The following is a 19,259-nucleotide window of genomic DNA, read 5'->3' on the forward strand; positions in this document are numbered from 1 at the left end:
CGTCTCCCGGGATCGCCACCCCCCAGAACGGGTTCGCGGCCGGGACGATCGAGCAGTTGTTAGGAGATTTCCATGGCCTGGACCGACGAGCGCGTCGAGACCCTCAAGCGGATGTGGGGCGAAGGCGCGAGCGCGTCGCAGATCGCCAAGGAACTGGGCGGGGTGACGCGCAACGCGGTGATCGGCAAGGTCCACCGCCTCGGCTTGTCGAACCGCCAGACCGCCGACGAGGCCAAGGCCGAGGCCGCGCCCGCCAAGCCTGTGCCGAAAGCCAAAGCGAAGGCCGACACCGCCAAGGCTGACCCCGCGCCGCCCCCCGCCCCCGAGGCCGAGGAGGAGGATGACGACGACGAGCCGCGGACGATGGCTGCCGTGCCGCAGGGCACCAACGTCACGTCGCTGCGCAAGCCCCTGATGGCGGGCCAGCCGCTGCCGCCCCAGCCCTCGGCCAACGAGATCTCGCCCGAGGCGCTGGCCAAGGTGAACGCGGTCGAGAAGACCGCCAAGAAGATCAGCCTGATGGAATTGACCGAACGGACCTGCAAATGGCCGATCGGCGATCCGGCGACGCCGAAGTTCTGGTTCTGCGGCCTGCCGGTCCAGGCCGGGAAGCCCTATTGCGAGGCGCATGTCTCGGTGGCGTTCCAGCCGATGTCCTCGCGCCGCGACCGGCGCCGCTGAGGCGTCGGCGGGCGGGCCGCGCTCAGGCCCGTCGCCGCCATTTCAGCACGCCCCAGGCCAACAGCGCGAGGTAGAGGAACGTCGCGCCGACATGGAACATCCAGAGGCGCGTGAGCATCAACCCGATTACCAGCGCCGCGGCCAGCAGCACGTAGACCGCGTTGTCGCGGCTGATCTTCATCGCCTTCAGCGAGACCGTCGGGAAGCGCGCGATCATCAGGGCGCCGACGCCCAGCATCCAGACCGCGATGAACACGTCCCAGCCGCGCAGGTCGAACAGCCCCGACAGCATCAGCGTCACCGGGAAGATCCCCAGCATCGCGCCCGCGGGTGCGGGAACGCCGGTGAAGGACCCGGACGCATTCGTCTCGTCCTTGGCGGCGACGTTGAATCGCGCCAGCCGGAGGCAGCAGCAGATCGCGAAGGCCAGCGACGCGAGCCAGCCCATCCCGGCCAGCCCCTCAAGCCCGAAATGGTAGACGAGAAGCGCGGGCGCGACGCCGAAGCAGACGAAATCCGACAGGCTGTCGAGTTCGGCCCCGAAGGGCGAGGCCGCGTTGAGCCGCCGCGCCAGGAGACCGTCCATCCCGTCGACCAGCGCCGCGAGGATAAGAAGGCCGGCGGCCAACTCGAACCGGTCGGCGAAGGTGAAGCGGATCGAGGTCAGGCCGAAGCACAGCCCCAGGATGGTCACGAGGTTCGGCAGCAGCGAGACGATCGGAAGCGGGCCGTCCCGTGGCTCGCGCCGCCCGCCCATCAATCGATCCTCGAGGTGGCGGGGGTGGCGTCACCGAGCTTGGCCAGCACCGTCTCGCCCGAGATCATCGACTGGCCCAGCGACACGCGCGGGGCGGTGCCCTCGGGCAGGTAGACGTCCAGCCGCGAGCCGAAGCGGATGATACCGAAGCGACCGCCCCGCTCCAGCCGCGCGCCCTGGTCGACCTCGCAGAGGATGCGCCTCGCCACGAGGCCCGCAATCTGGACGACGCCGATCCGGGTGCCGTCCTCCATCTCGATGGTCAGGCCGTTTCGCTCGTTCTCCTCGGAGGCCTTGTCGAGTTCGGCCGACAGGAACTTGCCCGGCCGGTAGGCGACGGCGGTGACCGTGCCCGCGACCGGCGCGCGGTTCACGTGGCAGTTGAAGACCGACATGAAGACCGACACGCGCGTCAGGGGCGCGTCGCCGAGGCCCAGTTCCGAGGGCGGCACGGCGGGCTCGATCAGCGAGACGACGCCGTCGGCGGGTGTGACGATCAGGCCCTCGCCCATTGGGGTGACGCGCACGGGATCGCGGAAGAAGTAATAGCACCAGATCGTCAGCGCGAGGCCGATGACGCCCAGCGGCTCCCACAGGATGAAGAGCACCAGCGTCACGGCGGCGAAGATGGCGATGAACTTCGGCCCCTCGCGATGGACCGGCTTCACGAACGTGCCGAGCAGGCTGACACCCATTTCCAATCACTCCCGTCTGGAACCCACGGCAGATAGCGCGCGGGCCGAGCCGGGTCCAGCGGATGCGGTGTGACGTCTCAGCGCCCGAGGAGGAGGTCCAGCAGCTGCTCCTCGACGCGGTCGCGGATGGCGTCTTCCAGCGCGCCGCGATCGGTCAGGATCTCGGGGGCGACCTCCAGTTCCTCGGCCAGACGGTCGCGCGCCTGGGACTCGGCGCGCGCGCGGGCGGCGTCGGCCTCGGCGCGGGCGCGGGCTTCCAGCTCGGCACGCTCGATCTCCAGCTCCTGCCGGGCGAGGAATTCCAGATCGGGCCGGATGCGCGGATCGGACCACGGCCCCTCGATCAGGATGGGCACCGTGATGCCGCCCACGCGCAGCGTCGGCATCAGGCGGTAGCTCAGCGTCCGGCCGCCCAGATCGACGCTGCCCTCGCCCGTCGCCGTCAGAAGCGGCGCGTCGAGCGCCAGGTCATCGCTCCGCGCCACGCCGTCGGCCACCGAGAACGACACCGACATCCCGTCGATCACCGTCTTCTGTCCCTCGCCGCGAAAGTTCGGATCGAGGTTGCGGATCATCCCCGCCACGTCGAGCCCGAGGATCTCGCCCTGCCCCATCCGGAAGGTCATCCCGCCGTCGAGGCTCGCCATCAGCTCGGCGCTGGTGTCGCCGACGCCGAGCAGGCTGATGCTGGCATCGGCCTGCCCCACGAGACGGTCGAAATCGGCGAACTCGGTCAGGAAGGGCGCCATCTCAAGACCGTTGAGATCGAGATCGGCCCGCGCCGAGAGACCGCCCCGCCCGTTGACGACCAGATCGCCCGTCACGGTGCTTCCATAGGCCACGAGCGGCTGCAACGTGATGACGGCGCGCCCCTGGTCGACGGTCGCGCGCAGCCGCAGCTCGTCGAGGGTCGCATCCCCGAGCTGCACGGTCCCGGCGGTCAGCGTCAGCGAGCCGTCGGCGAGAAACAGCCCCGAGACGTCGAACGCCTCGCGCGCCCAGCCGGTTTCGGCCACGATCGCCGTCTCCCCACCCTGCCCCTCGCGGCTGAGCGGCGTCAGGTCCAGATCGTCGGCGGCCAGCGTGGCGGTGATGGTCGGCCGCGCGTCGCCCGGTACGAGGTCCACGGCCCCGGTCAGCCGATTGCCGTCGAGGCCCAGCGCCATGTCGCGCAGATGCAGGCTTCCGGCCGGGGCCAGCGTCGCCGTGGCGTCGAGCGCCAACCTCCCCCGCCCGAGGCCCTGCGGCAGGTCCGGCGGCGTGAGGCCGAGGGCACGCATCACCGCCAGACGGTCGGTCGAAACCACCGAGAGCCGTCCCTCCCACGCGGTCGGGTCGAGATCGGCGCGCCCGTCCAGCGACACGCGCGTCCCCCCGGCCTCGAGCGTCAGCGTCACCGGCGTCAGCGCGCCGCCGAGGAAGTCGCGCGCCTGCGCGATCTCGCCCGCGACGGTGACGGCCTGCCCGGCCAGCAGCGCCGAGATCGTGACCTCCGCCGGGCCGTCGGCATCTGGCAGCGCCAGCGCGGCATCCACGGCGCGCAAACGCACCGTCCGGTCCGCGCGCTGGTCGACCCAAGTGATGTCGCTCCCGGTGATCGTCGCGCGGTCGATCCCGAAGGGTTGTGGTGCCGGGGCCGCCGGACCGGGGGTCGCGCTCGGCGTCGCCCCGCCGGGCGTGGCGGGCATCCCGAACTCCCAGTTGCCGCGCCCGTCGGCACCCCGCTCCAGCACCAGTGTCGCGCCCTCGATCTCGAGCGTCTCGATCCGCAGCACCCGCCCGAAGACGGCGGCCAGCGGCACGCCGACCTCGATCGCATCGGCCGTCAGCATCGGGGTCTCGCCCGCCCAATCGGCATTCGCGACGGTGACGCCCTCGGCGCGGACGCCGAGCCGGGGCCAGAGCGTCGCGCCGACATCGCCGTCGATAGTCATGGCGCGCCCGGTCTCGGCCTCGAACCGCTCGACGGCGAAATCCGCGATCCGCTCGGCCGGGACCAGCAGCACCAGCGCCACCACGGCGACCACGATCACCGCGATCAGCGCCACACCTGCCCGGACCAATCCTCGCATCGCCACTCCCCCTTGTTCCGCCCACGATGAAATGCGCGCGCGCGCCCCGCAAGGGCTTCCGCCGTCGCGCCCGAAGGCCTATCTGGGCGCCATGCCCGAAAATCCCCCCGACCTCCGCCCCGACCTCGCGCCGCGTGCCGTCCTGCCGACCGATGCGCGGGCCGGTCAGCCCCGGATCGGCATGGTCTCGCTCGGCTGTCCGAAGGCGCTGGTGGACAGCGAACGGATCCTGACGCGGTTGCGGGCCGAGGGCTACGCCATCAGCGCCGACTACGCCGAGGCCGAGGCCGTGATCGTCAACACCTGCGGCTTTCTCGACAGCGCCAAGATTGAGAGCCTCGAGGCGATCGGCGAGGCGCTGGCCGAGAACGGGCGCGTCATCGTCACCGGCTGCCTCGGCGCCGATCCCGCCTATATCACCGGCGCGCATCCGACGGTCCTGGCCGTGACGGGGCCGCATCAATACGAACAGGTGCTCGACGCGGTTCACGCCGCCGTCCCGCCCGCGCCCGATCCGTTCGTCGACCTGCTGCCTGCCAGCGGCGTCACGCTGACGCCTAGGCATTTCAGCTACCTGAAGATCGCCGAGGGCTGCAATCACAGCTGCAAGTTCTGCATCATCCCCGACATGCGCGGCAAACTCGTGTCGCGCCCCCACGCCGCCGTCATCCGCGAGGCGGAACGGCTGGTCGATGCGGGCGTGCGCGAGCTTCTGGTCATCAGCCAGGACACCTCGGCCTACGGCACCGACTGGAAGGACCGCGCAGGCGCGGGGTCGCATATCGTGAACCTCGCGCGGGACCTGGGCGCGCTCGGGGCGTGGGTCCGGCTCCACTACGTCTATCCGTACCCCTTCGTGCGCGACCTCGTGCCGCTGATGGCCGAGGGTCTGGTGCTGCCCTATCTCGACGTGCCCTTCCAGCACGCGCATCCCGACACGCTCCGCCGCATGGCCCGCCCCGCCCATGCCGAGAAGACGCTGGACCGGATCGCCGAATGGCGCGGCATCTGCCCCGAGATCGCGCTCCGCTCGACCTTCATCGTCGGTTATCCCGGCGAGACCGAGGCCGAGTTCCAGACCCTGCTCGACTGGCTGGACGAGGCGCAGCTCGACCGCGTCGGCGCCTTTCAATACGAGAACGTCGCCGGTGCGCGGTCCAACGCCCTGCCGGACCATGTCGAGGCGGAGGTGAAGGCCGAACGCTACGCCCGCTTCATGGCGAAGGCGCAGGCGATCTCGGCCGCGAAGCTCGCCGCCAAGGTCGGCACCCGGCTGGAGGTGATCGTCGACGCGGTCGACGCCGAAGGCGCCACCTGCCGCACCAAGGCCGACGCCCCCGAGATCGACGGCAACCTCTTCATCGACGAGGGGTTCGAAGCGCTGGCGGCGGGCGACATCCTCACCGTCGAGGTGGACGAGGCGTCGGAATACGACCTTTGGGGCACGCCGGTCGCCTGATCGGGATCGGCCCGCGTCTCAACGCGCGCCTTCCAGTTCCTCACCCAGAACCCGTGCCACCCATCCGCGCGGAATGAGGTGGCTGGCAGGGTGGACGTCCATGGTGACGCGGCCCGCCGTGCAATCCCATTCCGTGCGCGTATGGGTCAGCCAGGAAACCGCGTTCCAGTCGAAGGCGCGGGCGGGCGCGGCGCAGCCGAGGCGGTCGCGCCAGAGGGCGACGGCGTGGGTGGTTTCGCCGCCGGGTCCGTAGGGAAAATCGAGCACCGTGTCGGTGGTGCCGTGAACATGGGCGACGCGGGCGGGTCGTCCCTCGCAGGGAATGCCCGGCGGGAAGGCGCCCGCGATCAGCAGGAGGGCGGAGACCTCGGCTTCGCCCTCGCAGGCGAAGCGCGCCGCCATCAAGGCGCCCCAGCTATAGCCCGACACGACGAGGCGCCCGTCGGTCGGAAACCGCGCCGACACATCCGCCAGAACCGCCTCGGCGAAGGGCGTGTCGCGCGAGCCGGGATGCCGGAAATCCCAGGTCCGACCGAGGCCATTCGGGGCCACGAAGAGGAGCCCGGCGGCATCCGCGGCCGCCCCCGTGCGCGGGCTGCCGAGCGGGACCGGGCCCTGTCGACCCCACCCGTGGAAATGCAGCATCACGCCCAGCGGTGTCGTGCCGTCCCAACCGGCGGGCGCGCGGACGTGGTAGCTGCGGTCACCGATCGCACAGGCTTCGGGCCCGCCGCAGGCATGGGCCGGGGCGGTGATGGCGATCAACAGGGCGTGGAGAAGGAAGAGGAGACAGGCGCGCATGGAGCGACATTAGCCGCGTCCCGACGCGCGGCCAGTCACGAAAGCGCCAGCGGGGCCGCAGGTTCGCCTTCGGGGCGGAAGGCAAGGGCGAGGCCGTTGAGACAGTGCCGTTTGCCGGTCGGGTCGGGGCCGTCGGTGAAGATATGCCCGAGATGTCCGCCGCAGCGCGCGCAATGGACCTCGGTGCGGGGCAGGACGAGTTTGTAATCGGTCTTGGTGCCCACCGCGTCCTCGGCAAGAGGCGCCCAGAAGCTGGGCCATCCGGTGCCGCTGTCGAACTTGGTGTCCGAGGCGTAGACGGGGTTGGCGCAGCCGGCGCAATCGTAGGTGCCGGCTTCCCAAAAGTCGTCGAGCGGGCTGGAATACGGGGCCTCGGTATCCTCCTGGCGGAGGACGGCGAAGGCGCCGGGCGAGAGGCGGGCGCGCCACTCCGCTTCGGTCAGCGAAACGGGGTAGGCGCGCGGGGCGGGCGCGTCCGAACCCAGCCACCATGCGCTGCCTGCGGCCCCAAGGGCGGCGACGGCAGCGGTTCCCGTCAGGACGGCGCGGCGGCTGGGCATGGCGGATCTCCTTGTCGCGGCTGAAACGCGCGGCGTCGGATCACCGTTCCGTCACGTGCCCGTCAGAGCCCCGAGGCCACGCGGCGCACGGTCGCGATCCGGTCGGCATTGGGCGGGTGCGTCCCGAGGAAGCGGTCGCCCGGATCGGGGATGCGCGTGAAAAACGCAGCCCCGCGCACGGGGTCGTAGCCCGCGCGGGCGGTGATGATCGTGCCCAGGGCATCGGCTTCGAGCTCGTGCTCCTTCGAGAAGCGCCGCGCGCCCACGGACGCCCCGGCCCGGCTGAGTTGGTCGACGGTGCCCGCATCGGCCCCCGCGACGGTCGCGATCAGGCCGCCGACGATGGCGCCGGTGGTGGCCGACTGGCGCTGGCGGGCGATGTGCTGCTCGATGTGGTGCGCGCTCTCGTGGCCGAGGACGAAGGCGATCTCGTCCTGGTTGCGGGCATCGGCGATCAGGGCCTGCGTGAAGGTCAGGACGGGCCGCCCCGAGCGGTCGAGCGACTGGAAGGCGTTCGGCGGCGCGTTGCGGTTGGGATCGACGCGGATCAGGAAGTCGCAGTTCAGCCCGTTGGTCCTGCTGCGGCACAGGTTCTCGGCGGCGGGTTCGACCCGCGACACGGCGGCCCGGAAGTTGTTCACCGCAGTCGATCCCGACACGCGATCGGGTCCACGATCGACGGGCTGTACGGGCGCGCCGCCCGATGTCTCGACCACCACGCAGCCCCCCAGGAGGGCCATCACGACCACCGCCAACATCTTCGTCCGCATGGCAATCTCTCCGTCCGCCGCTACACTCGCCGTGGAGATAATAGATCGGAGGCGCGGGATGTCAGGTGACGAAAGCGAGATCGACCTGCGGGTGCTCTACAATGCCGAATGTCCCGTCTGCCGGTTCGAGATCGATCACTACCGCCGCTGGGCCGACCGCGACGGGCTTCCGGTGGCCTTCGACGACCTGAACGGCGCGGACCGCGCGGCGTGGGGGGTCGAAGCGGATGCGGCGGCCCGGCGGCTGCATGTCCGGCGGGGCGGCGAGACGCTGTCCGGGTTCCCCGCCTTCCTCGCGCTCTGGGCCGAGATGCCGCGGATGCGCTGGGCGGCGCGCATCGGCGGCTTGCCGGGCATCCGGACGGTCGCGGGCTGGATCTATGACCGGATCGGCGCGCCGCTGCTCTACGCGAGCCACCGGCGGCGGCAGCAGCGGAGGGCCGACTGATGTTCTCGATCGAGCACGGGTTCGACGCGACGGTCGTGACGCTGGTCGACGAGGGCGAGGGTCAGACCCCGCCGCAGGAAGACGTGGTCGTGACCGCCTTCGAGGAATGCGTGACGCTGACCCAGCTCGACCCGCGCACGGAGGAGCCGGTGCGCATCACGCTGACGATGGGACAGGTGCGCGACCTGGCCGCGGCGCTCGACCTGCCCGAAGGCGTCTACCTGAGGCGCTGAGCACGACCGTCAGGCCGCGAGGCCCTGCGCGCCCATCTCGATGAACTTGGTCCGGCGCGCGGCGCGGATCGCCTCTGGGGCCATGCCGTCTAACTCGCCCAGCATCGCCTCGATGGCCGATCCGACCGACGCGATGGCCGCGGCCCGGTCGCGATGCGCGCCGCCCGTCGGCTCGGGGATGATCCGGTCGATCACGCCCAGCTTCAGCAGGTCCTGCGCCGTCAGGCGCAGCGCTTCGGCGGCCTCGCGCATCTTCTCGGCGTCCTTCCAGAGGATCGACGCGCAGCCCTCGGGCGAGATCACCGAATAGATCGAATGCTGCAGCATCGCGACGCGGTTGGCGGTGGCGAAGGCGACCGCGCCGCCCGAGCCCCCCTCGCCTACGACGACCGACACCAACGGCGTGCCCAGCCGCAAGCAGGCTTGCGTCGAGCGCGCGATGGCTTCGGACTGGCCACGCTCCTCGGCGCCCTTGCCGGGATAGGCGCCCGGCGTGTCGATCAGCGTCACCACCGGCAGCGAGAACCGGTCCGCCATCTCCATCAGGCGTATCGCCTTGCGATAGCCCTCGGGCCGCGCCATGCCGAAATTCCGCTCCAGCCTGGTGCGCGTGTCGTGACCCTTCTCGTGGCCGATCACGACGACCGAACGGCCGTCCAGCCGCGCCAGCCCGCCCATTACCGCGTGATCGTCGGCGAAGTTGCGGTCGCCGGCCAGTGGCGTCCAGTCGGTGAACAGCGCGTCGATGTAGTCCTTGCAATGCGGGCGTTCGCCATGGCGCGCGACCTGCGCCTTCTGCCACGGCGTCAGGCCGCGATAGAGATTGGCCAGCATCTCGCCCGCCTTGGCGTCGAGCGCCGCGGCCTCCTTCTCGACATCGACCTTCTCGTCGGCGCGCCCCATCGCGCGCAGCTCCTCGGCCTTGCCCTCGATCTCGGAAAGGGGCTTCTCGAAGTCGAGATACTGCGTCATGCGGATCCTCCTGCGCCCGTCGGGGCGGTGGCCCCCGATATGGCGGGCCGCAGGGTTCGATGCAACACGCGGCAGCCCCGTCCGGCCACCGCGCAGCACCCGCCATCAGGCGTTCGCGGCGATCATCTCGGACTGGCGCACGATCACCTCGGCCTGCTTGATCGACGCGATGTCGACCAGCCGCCCCTTGTAGACCGTCGCCCCCGCGCCCGAGGCCTTGGCCTCTTCCATCGCGGCGAGGATCTCGCGCGCCTCGGCCACCGCGGCCTCCGACGGCGTGAAGACCTCGTTGGCCAGCGCGATCTGCTTGGGGTGGATCGCCCATTTGCCGACCATGCCCAGCACCGCCGAGCGGCGTGCCTGTGCCCGGAACCCCTCCTCGTCCGAGAAGTCGCCGAAGGGTCCGTCCACCGGCAGCACGCCATGGGTCCGGCAGGCCGCGACGATGGCGGTCTGCGCCCAGTGCCACGGGTCGGACCAGTGCCGGGCGCCGTCCTTCAGCATGTAATAGTCGTCCTGCGTGCCGCCGATGCCGGTCGTCTGCATCCCCATGCTGGCCGCGAAATCCGCCGCACCGAGCGACATCGCGGTGAGGCGCGGCGAGGCGGCGGCGATCTCCTCGACATGGGCGATGCCGGCGGCGGATTCGATGATGACCTCGAGGCCGATGCGCTTCGACCGTCCCGAGGCCGCCTCGACCGCCGAGATGAGCGCGTCGACGGCGTAGATATCGGCCGCGCAGCCGACTTTGGGGATCATGATCTGGTCCAGCCGCTCGTCCGCCTGCTCCAGAAGATCCACGACGTCGCGATACCAGAAGGGCGTGTCCAGCGCGTTGATGCGCACCGACAGGGTCTTGTTGCCCCAATCCTCGGACCCGATGGCCGCGATGACATTGGCGCGCGCGGCGTCCTTGTCGGTGGGCGAGACGCTGTCCTCGAGATCGAGATTGATGACGTCCGCCGCACTGGCCGCCATCTTCGGGAAGAGCTTCGGGTTGGAGCCCGGACCGAAGAGCTGGCACCGGTTGGGGCGGGCGGCGGGGGCGGGTTGCACTCGAAAGCTCATCGGGACCTCGGGTCAGATTGTTGCGCGGCTGGGTTGTCTCCGCGCTACAATGTGTCCCACCGGATGACAAGCGCTGCGCTGCGGCATCGCGCGACGCTGCATCCGACTTCAAGAAGGACGTCGGGCGTCAGCCCGTCACTCTGGCAGGAGCGACCGAAGCAGCGCCAGCGTCTCGGGCGCGGACCAGTCGGCCTCGCCCGCAAGCTCGGCGACGATATTCCCTTCGGCATCGAGAATGACCGTGTGCGGCAAGCCGACAACCCCCAGCGCCCGCGCAAGCGACGCGTCCGGGTCGCGGTGGAGCGGCAGGCTGGTGATGCCCGTCTCCTCCCAGAACCGCTCCATCTGCGCGGGATTGTGTCGCCCGAAGGCCATCGTCACGACCTCGACCCCCTCGTCGCCCAAGCTGTCCTGCAAGGCCTGTAGCGACGGCATCTCGGCACGGCAGGGCGCGCACCACGTCGCCCAGAAATTCAGAACGACGACCTGCCCTGCGTGATCGGACAGGTCGCCCGCCCCCCCGTCGGCCCGGACATAGGCCGTCGCGGCTGGGGCGCCCGCGTCCAGCACGCGCATCTTCTCCATCGTGCCGGTCAGAAGCGTCTCCTCCAGCGCCGTCGCGGGGGTGGCGAGCAGGGCGGCGAGCAGGTAGGCGGGGACCATCAGGGATCGGAGGTCAGGCATGTCGAAATCGTCCAACAAGATGTGGGGCGGCCGCTTCGCGGAAGGGCCCGACGCCATCATGGAGGCGATCAACGCGTCCATCGGCTTCGACCGCCGGATGGCCCGTCAGGACATCGAGGGATCGCGGGCCCATGCCGCCATGTTGGCCGCCCAGGGCATCGTCACCGATAGCGATGCGGCCGCGATCCGGGAAGGTCTGCTCACGGTGTTGTCAGAGATCGAGGGGGGCACCTTCGCCTTCTCGACCGCGCTCGAGGACATCCACATGAACGTCGAGGCAAGGCTGACCGAGATCGTGGGCCCCGCCGCCGGCCGGCTGCACACCGCGCGGTCTCGCAACGACCAGGTGGCGCTGGACTTCCGCATGTGGGTTCGCGACCAGGCCGATGCGGCCATCGACGCCCTGCCCCGCCTGATCGCAGCATTGGTGGCGCAGGCCGAGGCGGGCGCCGATTGGGTGATGCCGGGCTTCACCCATCTCCAAACCGCGCAGCCGGTGACCTGGGGCCATCACATGCTGGCCTATGCCGAGATGTTCCACCGCGACCTCGGGCGCTTCCGCGATGCGCGCGCCCGGATGAACGAATGCCCGCTGGGGACGGCGGCGCTGGCGGGCACATCTTTTCCGATCGACCGGGACATGACGGCCGCCGCCCTCGGCTTCGACCGGCCCGCCGCCAATTCGCTCGACGCCGTGTCGGACCGGGACTTCGCGCTGGAGTTCCTGTCCTCGGCCTCGATCTGCGCCATGCACCTGTCGCGCCTCGCCGAGGAGCTGGTGATCTGGTCCAGCGCCCAGTTCCGCTTCGTGCGCCTGTCGGATCGCTGGTCCACCGGGTCGAGCATCATGCCCCAGAAGCGCAACCCCGACGCCGCCGAGCTTCTGCGCGCCAAGATCGGGCGCATCTTCGGGGCGCAGACCGCACTCCTGATGGTGATGAAGGGCCTGCCGCTGACCTATTCAAAGGACATGCAGGAAGACAAGGAACAGGTCTTCGACGCCGCCGATTCGCTGATGCTGGCCCTGGCCGCGATGACCGGGATGGTGGGCGACATGGAGGGCCAGAAGGACGCGCTCGAGGCCGCCGCGTCCTCGGGCTTCTCGACGGCGACGGACCTCGCCGACTGGCTGGTGCGCGAGTTGGACCTGCCCTTCCGCGAAGCGCATCACGTCACCGGCGCGCTGGTCAAGATGGCAGAGGATCGGGGCGTCGACCTGCCGGACCTGACCCTGGACGACATGACTTCGGTGCATCCGGCCATCACCGGGGCGGTCTTCGACGTGCTCGGCGTCCACAATTCGGTCGCGTCGCGCACCTCCTACGGCGGCACGGCCCCCGACAATGTCCGCGCAGAGGTCGCGCGCTGGAAGGAGCGTCTCGCATGATCCGTCTGATCCCCCTCCTCGTCCTGCTGCTCGCCGCCTGCGGCGTCGACGGCCCGCCGATCCCACCCTCCGAGGTCGAGCCCGAGGATCGCGTTACCATCAGCGGCTCGGTCGGCGTGGGCGTCCGCGGCAGTCTCTGACGCTGGGGTGGACGTTCGGGCTTGACCCCTGAAACAGGGCTCTACGTTCGAAACGTCGCCCTGCATCAGAGACTTAGGAGCCCCCGCCCATGCAAGCCGTCTTCCTGGGGTCCATCGGGACCATCGCCGACACCTCCGAGCTGCAGCGCGCGGCCTTCAACGACGCGTTCCGCGAGCATGGCCTCGATTGGCAGTGGGACCGCGACACCTACCGCGAGATGCTGGGCCAGGCGGGTGGACGCGCCCGGATCGCCGAGGCGGCGAAGGCCGAGGGCGTCGACGTCGATGCCGAGGCGATCCACGCCACCAAGACCCGCCTGTTCCAGGCCGCGCTCGACGACGGGGCGGCGACGCTCCGGCCAGGCGTGGCGGACCTGGTTGCGCACGCGCGGGACAAGGGCCTGAAACTCGGCGTCGTCACCACCACCTCGCGCGGGAATGCCGAGCATCTGCTGGCGGCGGTCGGGCTCGAGCAGGAGCGCTTCGACATCATCGTCACGCGCGAGCATGTCGAGCAGCCGAAGCCCGATCCCGAATGCTACGCCTACGCCGCCAAGTGCCTCGGCGTGGATGCGGCCGCCTGCGTCGCGGTCGAGGACAATCCCGACGGCGTGCGCGCGGCCCGCGCTGCAGGCGTGAACTGCTATGCTTGGCCCAACGAGAACACCGCCGGGCAGGAGTTCGGCGATGCGACCATGGCCGGGCGCGACATCGATCAGGCGGTGTTCGGCGCGGCGGCCTGACGCGACCCGATCCGTCAACGGCGGCGTTGCGCGCGTCCCCGTCCCTGCTAGTCTGACCGGCGACACGAGCAGGGGCGCAGACGACGCCCGCAGGAGAACACCGATGGACAAGGTCCCGATGACCCCGCGCGGCATGACCGCGCTCCAGACCGAATTGAAGCAGCTCAAATCCGTCGAGCGTCCAGCCATCATCCGCGCCATCGCCGAGGCGCGCGAGCATGGCGACCTGTCGGAGAATGCCGAATACCACTCCGCCCGCGAAAAGCAGTCCTTCATCGAAGGCCGCATCAAGGAACTGGAGGGCCTGATCTCGCTGGCCGACGTGATCGACCCGGCCAAGATGTCGGGCGCCATCAAGTTCGGCGCGACGGTGACCCTGGTCGACGAGGAAACCGAGGCCGAGAAGACCTACCAGATCGTCGGCGAGCAGGAGGCCGATATCGAAAGCGGTCTTCTCAACATCAAGTCGCCCCTGGCCCGCGCCCTGATCGGCAAGGAGGAGGGCGACAGCGTCGAGGTCCGCACGCCCGGTGGCACGCGCGACTACGAGGTCACCGCGGTCGTGTACCGCTGACGGCGCGCCCATGACCGAACCCGCCCCGCCCGAGCCGCCCGCCGCGCACAGTGCCGACCGCCACCTGGCTGCCGTGCCCGCGCGTCGTTCGGGTATCTCGTTGGGCGAGGTCGCGGCCCTCGTGATGAGCCTCGGGTGGCTGGCGCTGGTCGGCTGGTTCTTCGGCTCGATGGAGCCCGAGCAGGCGCGCCTCTCGCGGGCCGACCCTCTGGGGTTCATGATGACGATCTTGGGCGTGTTCCTGCCCGTGGCGCTGATCTGGGTCGCCGCGAGCGCGGCGCGGACTTCGCGCACGATGCGCGAGGAAAGCGCCCGCTTGCAGGCCGCGATCGACGCCATGCGGATGAGCTATATCGACCAACAGCACATGGCCGGGTTGTCGCTGAAGCGCGGCATGGAGGATCGCATCGACGAGGTGGCGCGCGCCCAGGCCGTGCTCGGCGCGGAGCTGGCGACGCTGCGCCATGCGCCCGAGGCCCCCGCCCTGCCCGATCCCGGCCGGGCCGCCGCGCCCGAGCCGCAGTCGACGCTGGCGCTCGACGATCCCGATGCGCCCGACCCGCTCCCGGCGGACGATTTCATCCGCGCGCTCGATTTTCCGAAGAACGACCGCGACACCGAGGGTTTTCGCATCCTGCGCCGCGCGCTCGAACATCGCGCGACCGCACAGCTCGTGACCGCCGCGCAGGACGTTCTGACCCTGCTGAGCCAGGACGGCATCTACATGGACGACCTGACGCCGGCCCATGCCGACGCGACCCATTGGCGCGTTTTCGCTCAGGGCGGGCGCGGCGAGGAGATCGCACCCCTGGGCGGCATCACCGACCGGTCGAGCATCGCGCTGACGGCCAACCGCATGAAGGACGATCCGGTCTTCCGCGACGCGGTCCACCACTTCCTCCGGACCTTCGACCACGAGGTCGCGCGCTTCGCCGAGCACGCCACGGATCACGACCTTCTCTCGCTGGCCGACACGCGGACCGCGCGGGCCTTCATGCTCACCGGTCGGGTCGCGGGGATCTTCGGCACCGATTCCGCCTGATCGCGGCCCCGTGCGCCCGCGCGCAGGCCGTGTTCGCCGACCGGTGGAGGCGCGGCCTCAGGACCGGGCTATATCCGCAGGCAGATGCAATTCGCGGAGGCCCTGATGGGACAGCTCGTAGACGGCACCTGGCACGGCGACTGGTACGACACCAAGTCGTCGGGCGGCAAATTCGTCCGCTCGACCGCGGGCTTCCGCAACTGGATCACCGCCGATGGCCGCCCCGGCCCCTCGGGCGAGGGCGGGTTCGCGGCCGAAGCCGGGCGCTACCATCTCTACGTATCCTATGCCTGCCCCTGGGCCCACCGCGCCCTCGTCTTCCGCAAACTCAAGGGCCTGGAAGACCTCATCGACGTCTCGGCCGTGCATCCCGACATGCTCTCGGACGGATGGACCTTCGAGACCGATGACAACGGCGCCACCGGCGACCGCCTCTTCGGGCTGCCGTTCATGCGCGACATCTACACCCGCGCCAAACCCGACGTGTCGGGCCGCGTGACCGTGCCCGTGATCTGGGACAAGGCGCAGGGCACGATCGTGTCGAACGAAAGCTCCGAGATCATCCGGATGTTCAACTCGGCCTTCGACGGGCTGACGGGCAACGACCTAGACTTCTACCCCGAGGATTTGCGCGCCGAGATCGACCGGATCAACGACCGCGTCTATTCCGACGTCAACAACGGCGTCTACAAGTCCGGCTTCGCCACCACGCAGAGCGCCTATGATGAGGCGGTGGGCGCACTCTTCGATGCGCTCGACTGGCTGGAGGACCTGTTGGGCGAGCGCCGCTATCTGGCCGGGGATCGCATGACCGAGGCCGACTGGCGACTCTGGACGACGCTGGTGCGCTTCGACGAGGTCTACCACCTGCATTTCAAGTGCAACCGTCGGCGGCTGATCGACTATCCGAACCTCTGGGGCTTCGCGCGCGAACTCTACCAGGTGCCGGGGATCGCCGGGACGGTGAACTTCGACCACATCGTCCGGCACTACCATTACAGCCACGAGAGCATCAATCCGCACCGCATCATTCCGATCAATCCGGTGCTCGACTGGACCGCCCCGCACGGCCGCGACGCCTTGCCGGGCCAAGGGATCGCGGCGGAGTGATTGCGCGGCCTCGCGCCGTGGTCTAGCCGTCCCGGCAACCATATCCGAGGCGGCCATGACCACGACGATCACCATCTGCGACACCTGCAAGCGCGACGATTGGGACGCGGCCTCGGGCCGGACCGACGGCGAGGCGTTGGCCGACCTGATCGAAGCCGCGGCCACGGGTGTGGCGGACGTGGCGACGCGCCGCCACTCCTGCCTCATGGGGTGTTCGGGGGCCTGCAACGTGACGCTGCAGGCGCCGGGCAAGATGGCCTATACGCTCGGGCGGTTCGACCCGACCGAAGAGGCGGCGCAGGGCCTCGTCGAGTATGCCGCGAAGCATGCCGCCGCCGAGACGGGCGTGGTCCCGTTCCGCGAATGGCCGCTGCCGATCAAGGGGCATTTCGTGACGCGCCACCCGCCGCTGACCGAGTGAGCGCGCCGCGCGATCATGGCGGCGGTCTCGACGCGGCGCGCAGCCGTTGGGGCGGGGCGCGGGACGACTGGATCGACCTCTCGACCGGGATCAACCCGGTGCCCTACCCGGTGCCTCCGCTGGCCCGCGACGCCTGGACCGCCCTGCCCGACGCGGCGGCGGCGACCGCGCTGACCGAGGCGGCGCGCCGGTTCTGGGACGTGCCGGACGGGGCGGAGATCCTTGCCGCCCCCGGCGCGTCCGCCCTGATCGCCCGGATGCCCGCGCTGGTGCCCGGCGGACGCGTCCGCATCCCCGGCCCCACCTATAACGAACACGCCGCCGCGTTCCGCGCCCACGGGTTCGAGATCGGCGGCCCAGACGGCCCGATGGTCGTCGTCCATCCCAACAATCCCGACGGACGGCTCTGGGGCGAGCGCGACCTGCCCAACGCCGTCACGATCATCGACGAGAGCTTCTGCGACGTCTGCCCCGAGGTCAGCCACGTCGCCCGCGCGGCCCGCCCCGGTACGGTCGTCCTCAAATCCTTCGGCAAGTTCTGCGGGTTGGCGGGGCTCCGGCTCGGGTTCGCCATCGGCACGCCTGACACCATCGCGCCCCTGGCCGAAGCGCTCGGGCCGTGGCCCGTCTCAGGCCCCGCGTTGGCCATCGGAGCGGCAGCGCTGGCGGATACAGGCTGGGCCGACGCGACGCGCGCGCGGCTGGCCGCGGATGCCGCCCGGCTCGACGCGCTGTTGGCGCCGCATGGTGATCCAGTCGGAGGAACGACGCTCTTCCGCCTCTACGACACGCCGGACGCTGCGGCGCTACGGGACCGGCTGGCCGAGCACCGGATCTGGTCGCGCGTCTTTCCCTATTCGGACCGCTGGGTCCGGCTCGGGATGCCGCCCGCATCCGGTTGGGATCGCCTCGAAGCGGCGCTGGCCTGATGCTCGCCATCGCGCTGATCCTCGACGCGGCATTGGGCGAACCGGACTGGCTCTGGTCGCGCGTGACGCATCCGGCGGTCCTGCTGGGGCGGCTGGTGGACTGGCTGGACCGGACATTGAACCGGGGCGCGGCACGGCGCATCAAGGGTATTGCCGCCGCGGCGCTACTCGTCGCGGTCGGCTGGGGCATCGGCGCGGCGATTGCTTGGGTGCCGGATTTCGGCCTCCTCGAAATCATCGGCGCGGCGGTCCTCTTGGCGCAGCGCAGCCTCGTGGACCATGTGCGCGACGTGGCGGACGCGCTCCGCCGTTCGCCCGCCGAGGCGCGCATCGCGGTAGCCCGCATCGTGGGACGGGACACGGCCGAGATGGACGACGCTCAGATCGCGCGCGCGGCCATCGAGAGCGGGGCAGAGAACCTGTCCGACGGGGTGATCGCCCCCGCCTTCTGGTTCGCGGTCGCGGGCCTTCCCGGCATGTTGGCTTACAAGGCCGTCAGCACCGCCGACAGCATGATCGGCTATCGGACGCCACGCCATGAGGCGTTCGGTTGGGCCGCCGCGCGGCTGGACGATCTGCTCAACTGGGTCCCCGCGCGGCTGACGGCCGGGCTGATCCTTCTGGCGAACGGCGCGATCCGGCACGCCCACCGCGTGCCCAACGACGCGCGCCAGCACCGCTCGCCCAATGCCGGTTGGCCCGAGGCCGCGATCGCGCCCGTCCTCGGCGTCGCGCTGGCCGGGCCGCGCAGCTACGACGGCGAGGTGCGCGAGTTCCCCTGGGTGAACCCCACGGGTCGCCGGAATGCCGGCGCGGCCGAGATCGAACATGCCTGCTCGGCGCTCTGGCGGGCCTGGGGAGCAGGCCTCCTGCTGGCGATCCTGCTCGCGTTGCTCGGCCTCGCCTGACCCGTTCAGGCCCGCGTGACCTCGACGCTCTGGGAGACCAGTTCGGCCAGGCCGTAGCTTGTGAGGAAGGAGACGTCCGCCGCATCGCGCCCGACGCCGATCAGCGCCAGCTCGGACGCCGTCGACATGCCGGTCGCGTCCACGAGGTGCCACGCATCCTCGAGCCAGACCTCGGCGACCATGTGGAAGTCGGGCGGATCGACATCGGGCGCATAGGCGCTGGCCACGCGGGCCGGAACGCCCCCCGCCCGCGCCAGCGCCACGAGGACATGGGCGTAGTCGCGGCAGACCCCGCGCCGCTGCACGAAGCTTTCGCGCGCCGTCGTGGCCGAGGTGCTGGCCCCCGGCGTGTAGGTGAAGGTTTCCTGCACCCAGTCGGAGAGGGCTGCGATCAGCGGCCCGCCGGTCAGCCCGCCGAACTCGTCCGCGACGAAGGCCTCGAACTCGTCGCTGGGGCAGTAGCGCGAGGGCATGAGGAATGACGTCGCCTCGCCCGTCAGTGCGCGGGGCGGCGGCGCCTGAAGCTGCGCGAAGGCCGGATCGGGTCGCGTGATCTCGACCGTGGCGAGATAGGTCATTTGGAACTGGCCGTCGGCCTGCATCCAGGCCCGCGTGCCCAGCGCGGCCTCGGCAGGAATGCGCACGAAATCCTCGACCGGGGTGGTCGAAAGCGAATCCTCGCGGATCTCCTGGCCGGCGATGCGGGCCAGCTCGACCTGCAACAGAAGGTCGGTCGGCTGGGCGAGGTCGTAGGCGAGGCGGGCGTCGATCTTGAGTGTCATGCAGACAGACGCCGGGCCGCGAC

Annotated in this window: 23 protein-coding genes; 13 read left to right on the plus strand and 10 right to left on the minus strand. The window is 70.4% G+C overall.

Annotated features, from left to right (window positions below):
- Nucleotides 1–72: 72 nt before the first annotated feature.
- Nucleotides 73–681 carry a GcrA family cell cycle regulator gene (locus ACK8OR_RS14905; RefSeq protein ID WP_410190191.1) on the plus strand — a complete coding sequence of 203 codons (609 nt, stop codon included), beginning with the start codon at nt 73–75 and terminating at the stop codon, nt 679–681.
- Between the two features lie 22 nt (nt 682–703).
- Here the strand turns inward: ACK8OR_RS14905 and pssA are convergent, their stop codons facing one another.
- The 3 genes from pssA to ACK8OR_RS14920 all read right to left on the minus strand — a co-directional run bounded on the left by pssA (nt 704) and on the right by ACK8OR_RS14920 (nt 4,205).
- The gene (gene pssA / locus ACK8OR_RS14910; RefSeq protein WP_410190192.1) at nt 704–1,438 is read right to left on the minus strand and encodes a CDP-diacylglycerol--serine O-phosphatidyltransferase; all 735 of its coding nucleotides are present in this window, start codon (nt 1,436–1,438) and stop codon (nt 704–706) included.
- Nucleotides 1,438–2,133, minus strand: a complete 696-nt coding sequence (locus tag ACK8OR_RS14915; protein WP_410190193.1) for a phosphatidylserine decarboxylase — start codon at nt 2,131–2,133, stop codon at nt 1,438–1,440. Before ACK8OR_RS14915 ends, pssA begins: the two co-directional genes overlap by 1 nt.
- Before the next feature lie 77 nt (nt 2,134–2,210).
- The gene (locus ACK8OR_RS14920) at nt 2,211–4,205 is read right to left on the minus strand and encodes an AsmA family protein (protein WP_410190194.1); all 1,995 of its coding nucleotides are present in this window, start codon (nt 4,203–4,205) and stop codon (nt 2,211–2,213) included.
- Between the two features lie 91 nt (nt 4,206–4,296).
- On the opposite strand from ACK8OR_RS14920, the gene rimO reads away from it, so the two are divergent.
- Nucleotides 4,297–5,664, plus strand: a complete 1,368-nt coding sequence (gene rimO, locus ACK8OR_RS14925) for a 30S ribosomal protein S12 methylthiotransferase RimO (RefSeq protein ID WP_410190195.1) — start codon at nt 4,297–4,299, stop codon at nt 5,662–5,664.
- 18 nt (nt 5,665–5,682) lie between these two features.
- Here the strand turns inward: rimO and ACK8OR_RS14930 are convergent, their stop codons facing one another.
- From ACK8OR_RS14930 to ACK8OR_RS14940, 3 genes are all read right to left on the minus strand, one after another.
- Nucleotides 5,683–6,465, minus strand: a complete 783-nt coding sequence (locus ACK8OR_RS14930; protein WP_410190196.1) for a CE1 family esterase — start codon at nt 6,463–6,465, stop codon at nt 5,683–5,685.
- A 35-nt stretch (nt 6,466–6,500) separates the two neighbouring features.
- Entirely contained in the window at nt 6,501–7,025 is a 525-nt protein-coding gene (gene msrB / locus ACK8OR_RS14935) for a peptide-methionine (R)-S-oxide reductase MsrB (protein WP_410190197.1), read from the minus strand.
- 62 nt (nt 7,026–7,087) lie between these two features.
- Nucleotides 7,088–7,795 (minus strand): M48 family metallopeptidase, encoded by a 708-nt coding sequence (locus ACK8OR_RS14940; RefSeq protein ID WP_298429996.1) that lies wholly within the window; start codon nt 7,793–7,795, stop codon nt 7,088–7,090.
- 58 nt (nt 7,796–7,853) lie between these two features.
- Here ACK8OR_RS14940 and ACK8OR_RS14945 point away from each other — a divergent pair, with 58 nt between their 5' ends.
- On the plus strand, nt 7,854–8,243 hold the full coding sequence (locus ACK8OR_RS14945) for a thiol-disulfide oxidoreductase DCC family protein (RefSeq protein WP_410190198.1): 390 nt from the start codon (nt 7,854–7,856) through the stop codon (nt 8,241–8,243).
- Entirely contained in the window at nt 8,243–8,476 is a 234-nt protein-coding gene (locus tag ACK8OR_RS14950) for a hypothetical protein (protein ID WP_410190199.1), read from the plus strand. The genes ACK8OR_RS14945 and ACK8OR_RS14950 overlap by 1 nt, the downstream gene beginning before the upstream one ends.
- A 9-nt stretch (nt 8,477–8,485) precedes the next feature.
- On the opposite strand, the gene ACK8OR_RS14955 is transcribed toward ACK8OR_RS14950, so the two are convergent.
- From ACK8OR_RS14955 to ACK8OR_RS14965, 3 genes are all read right to left on the minus strand, one after another.
- Nucleotides 8,486–9,448, minus strand: coding sequence for an acetyl-CoA carboxylase carboxyltransferase subunit alpha (locus tag ACK8OR_RS14955; protein ID WP_410190200.1), 963 nt, complete (start codon nt 9,446–9,448; stop codon nt 8,486–8,488).
- 105 nt (nt 9,449–9,553) lie between these two features.
- Nucleotides 9,554–10,516 carry an L-malyl-CoA/beta-methylmalyl-CoA lyase gene (locus ACK8OR_RS14960; RefSeq protein WP_410190201.1) on the minus strand — a complete coding sequence of 321 codons (963 nt, stop codon included), beginning with the start codon at nt 10,514–10,516 and terminating at the stop codon, nt 9,554–9,556.
- A 135-nt stretch (nt 10,517–10,651) separates the two neighbouring features.
- Nucleotides 10,652–11,200 (minus strand): TlpA family protein disulfide reductase, encoded by a 549-nt coding sequence (locus ACK8OR_RS14965; protein ID WP_410190202.1) that lies wholly within the window; start codon nt 11,198–11,200, stop codon nt 10,652–10,654.
- Between ACK8OR_RS14965 and argH the strand changes: the two genes are divergently transcribed.
- The 9 genes from argH to cbiB all read left to right on the plus strand — a co-directional run bounded on the left by argH (nt 11,199) and on the right by cbiB (nt 18,454).
- Entirely contained in the window at nt 11,199–12,587 is a 1,389-nt protein-coding gene (gene argH, locus ACK8OR_RS14970) for an argininosuccinate lyase (protein WP_410190203.1), read from the plus strand. The two genes, ACK8OR_RS14965 and argH, sit on opposite strands and share 2 nt — an antisense overlap.
- The gene (locus ACK8OR_RS14975) at nt 12,584–12,727 is read left to right on the plus strand and encodes an argininosuccinate lyase (RefSeq protein ID WP_410190204.1); all 144 of its coding nucleotides are present in this window, start codon (nt 12,584–12,586) and stop codon (nt 12,725–12,727) included. Before argH ends, ACK8OR_RS14975 begins: the two co-directional genes overlap by 4 nt.
- Nucleotides 12,728–12,816: 89 nt before the next feature.
- Complete coding sequence (locus tag ACK8OR_RS14980) at nt 12,817–13,470, plus strand: HAD family hydrolase (protein ID WP_410190205.1); 654 nt, start codon at nt 12,817–12,819, stop codon at nt 13,468–13,470.
- A gap of 103 nt (nt 13,471–13,573) precedes the next feature.
- Entirely contained in the window at nt 13,574–14,044 is a 471-nt protein-coding gene (gene greA / locus ACK8OR_RS14985; RefSeq protein WP_410190206.1) for a transcription elongation factor GreA, read from the plus strand.
- Between the two features lie 10 nt (nt 14,045–14,054).
- Nucleotides 14,055–15,086, plus strand: a complete 1,032-nt coding sequence (locus ACK8OR_RS14990) for a hypothetical protein (RefSeq protein WP_410190207.1) — start codon at nt 14,055–14,057, stop codon at nt 15,084–15,086.
- Between the two features lie 105 nt (nt 15,087–15,191).
- On the plus strand, nt 15,192–16,196 hold the full coding sequence (locus ACK8OR_RS14995; RefSeq protein ID WP_410190208.1) for a glutathione S-transferase family protein: 1,005 nt from the start codon (nt 15,192–15,194) through the stop codon (nt 16,194–16,196).
- 55 nt (nt 16,197–16,251) lie between these two features.
- Entirely contained in the window at nt 16,252–16,617 is a 366-nt protein-coding gene (locus tag ACK8OR_RS15000) for a DUF1636 family protein (RefSeq protein WP_410190209.1), read from the plus strand.
- Nucleotides 16,614–17,546, plus strand: a complete 933-nt coding sequence (locus tag ACK8OR_RS15005; RefSeq protein ID WP_410190210.1) for an aminotransferase class I/II-fold pyridoxal phosphate-dependent enzyme — start codon at nt 16,614–16,616, stop codon at nt 17,544–17,546. The genes ACK8OR_RS15000 and ACK8OR_RS15005 overlap by 4 nt, the downstream gene beginning before the upstream one ends.
- Nucleotides 17,546–18,454 (plus strand): adenosylcobinamide-phosphate synthase CbiB, encoded by a 909-nt coding sequence (gene cbiB, locus ACK8OR_RS15010; protein ID WP_410190211.1) that lies wholly within the window; start codon nt 17,546–17,548, stop codon nt 18,452–18,454. Before ACK8OR_RS15005 ends, cbiB begins: the two co-directional genes overlap by 1 nt.
- Nucleotides 18,455–18,459: 5 nt before the next feature.
- Here the strand turns inward: cbiB and ACK8OR_RS15015 are convergent, their stop codons facing one another.
- Complete coding sequence (locus ACK8OR_RS15015; RefSeq protein ID WP_410190212.1) at nt 18,460–19,236, minus strand: transglutaminase-like domain-containing protein; 777 nt, start codon at nt 19,234–19,236, stop codon at nt 18,460–18,462.
- Nucleotides 19,237–19,259 lie beyond the last annotated feature (23 nt).

Source organism: Jannaschia halovivens (assembly GCF_046452375.1).
Taxonomy (GTDB): Bacteria; Pseudomonadota; Alphaproteobacteria; order Rhodobacterales; family Rhodobacteraceae; genus Jannaschia; species Jannaschia halovivens.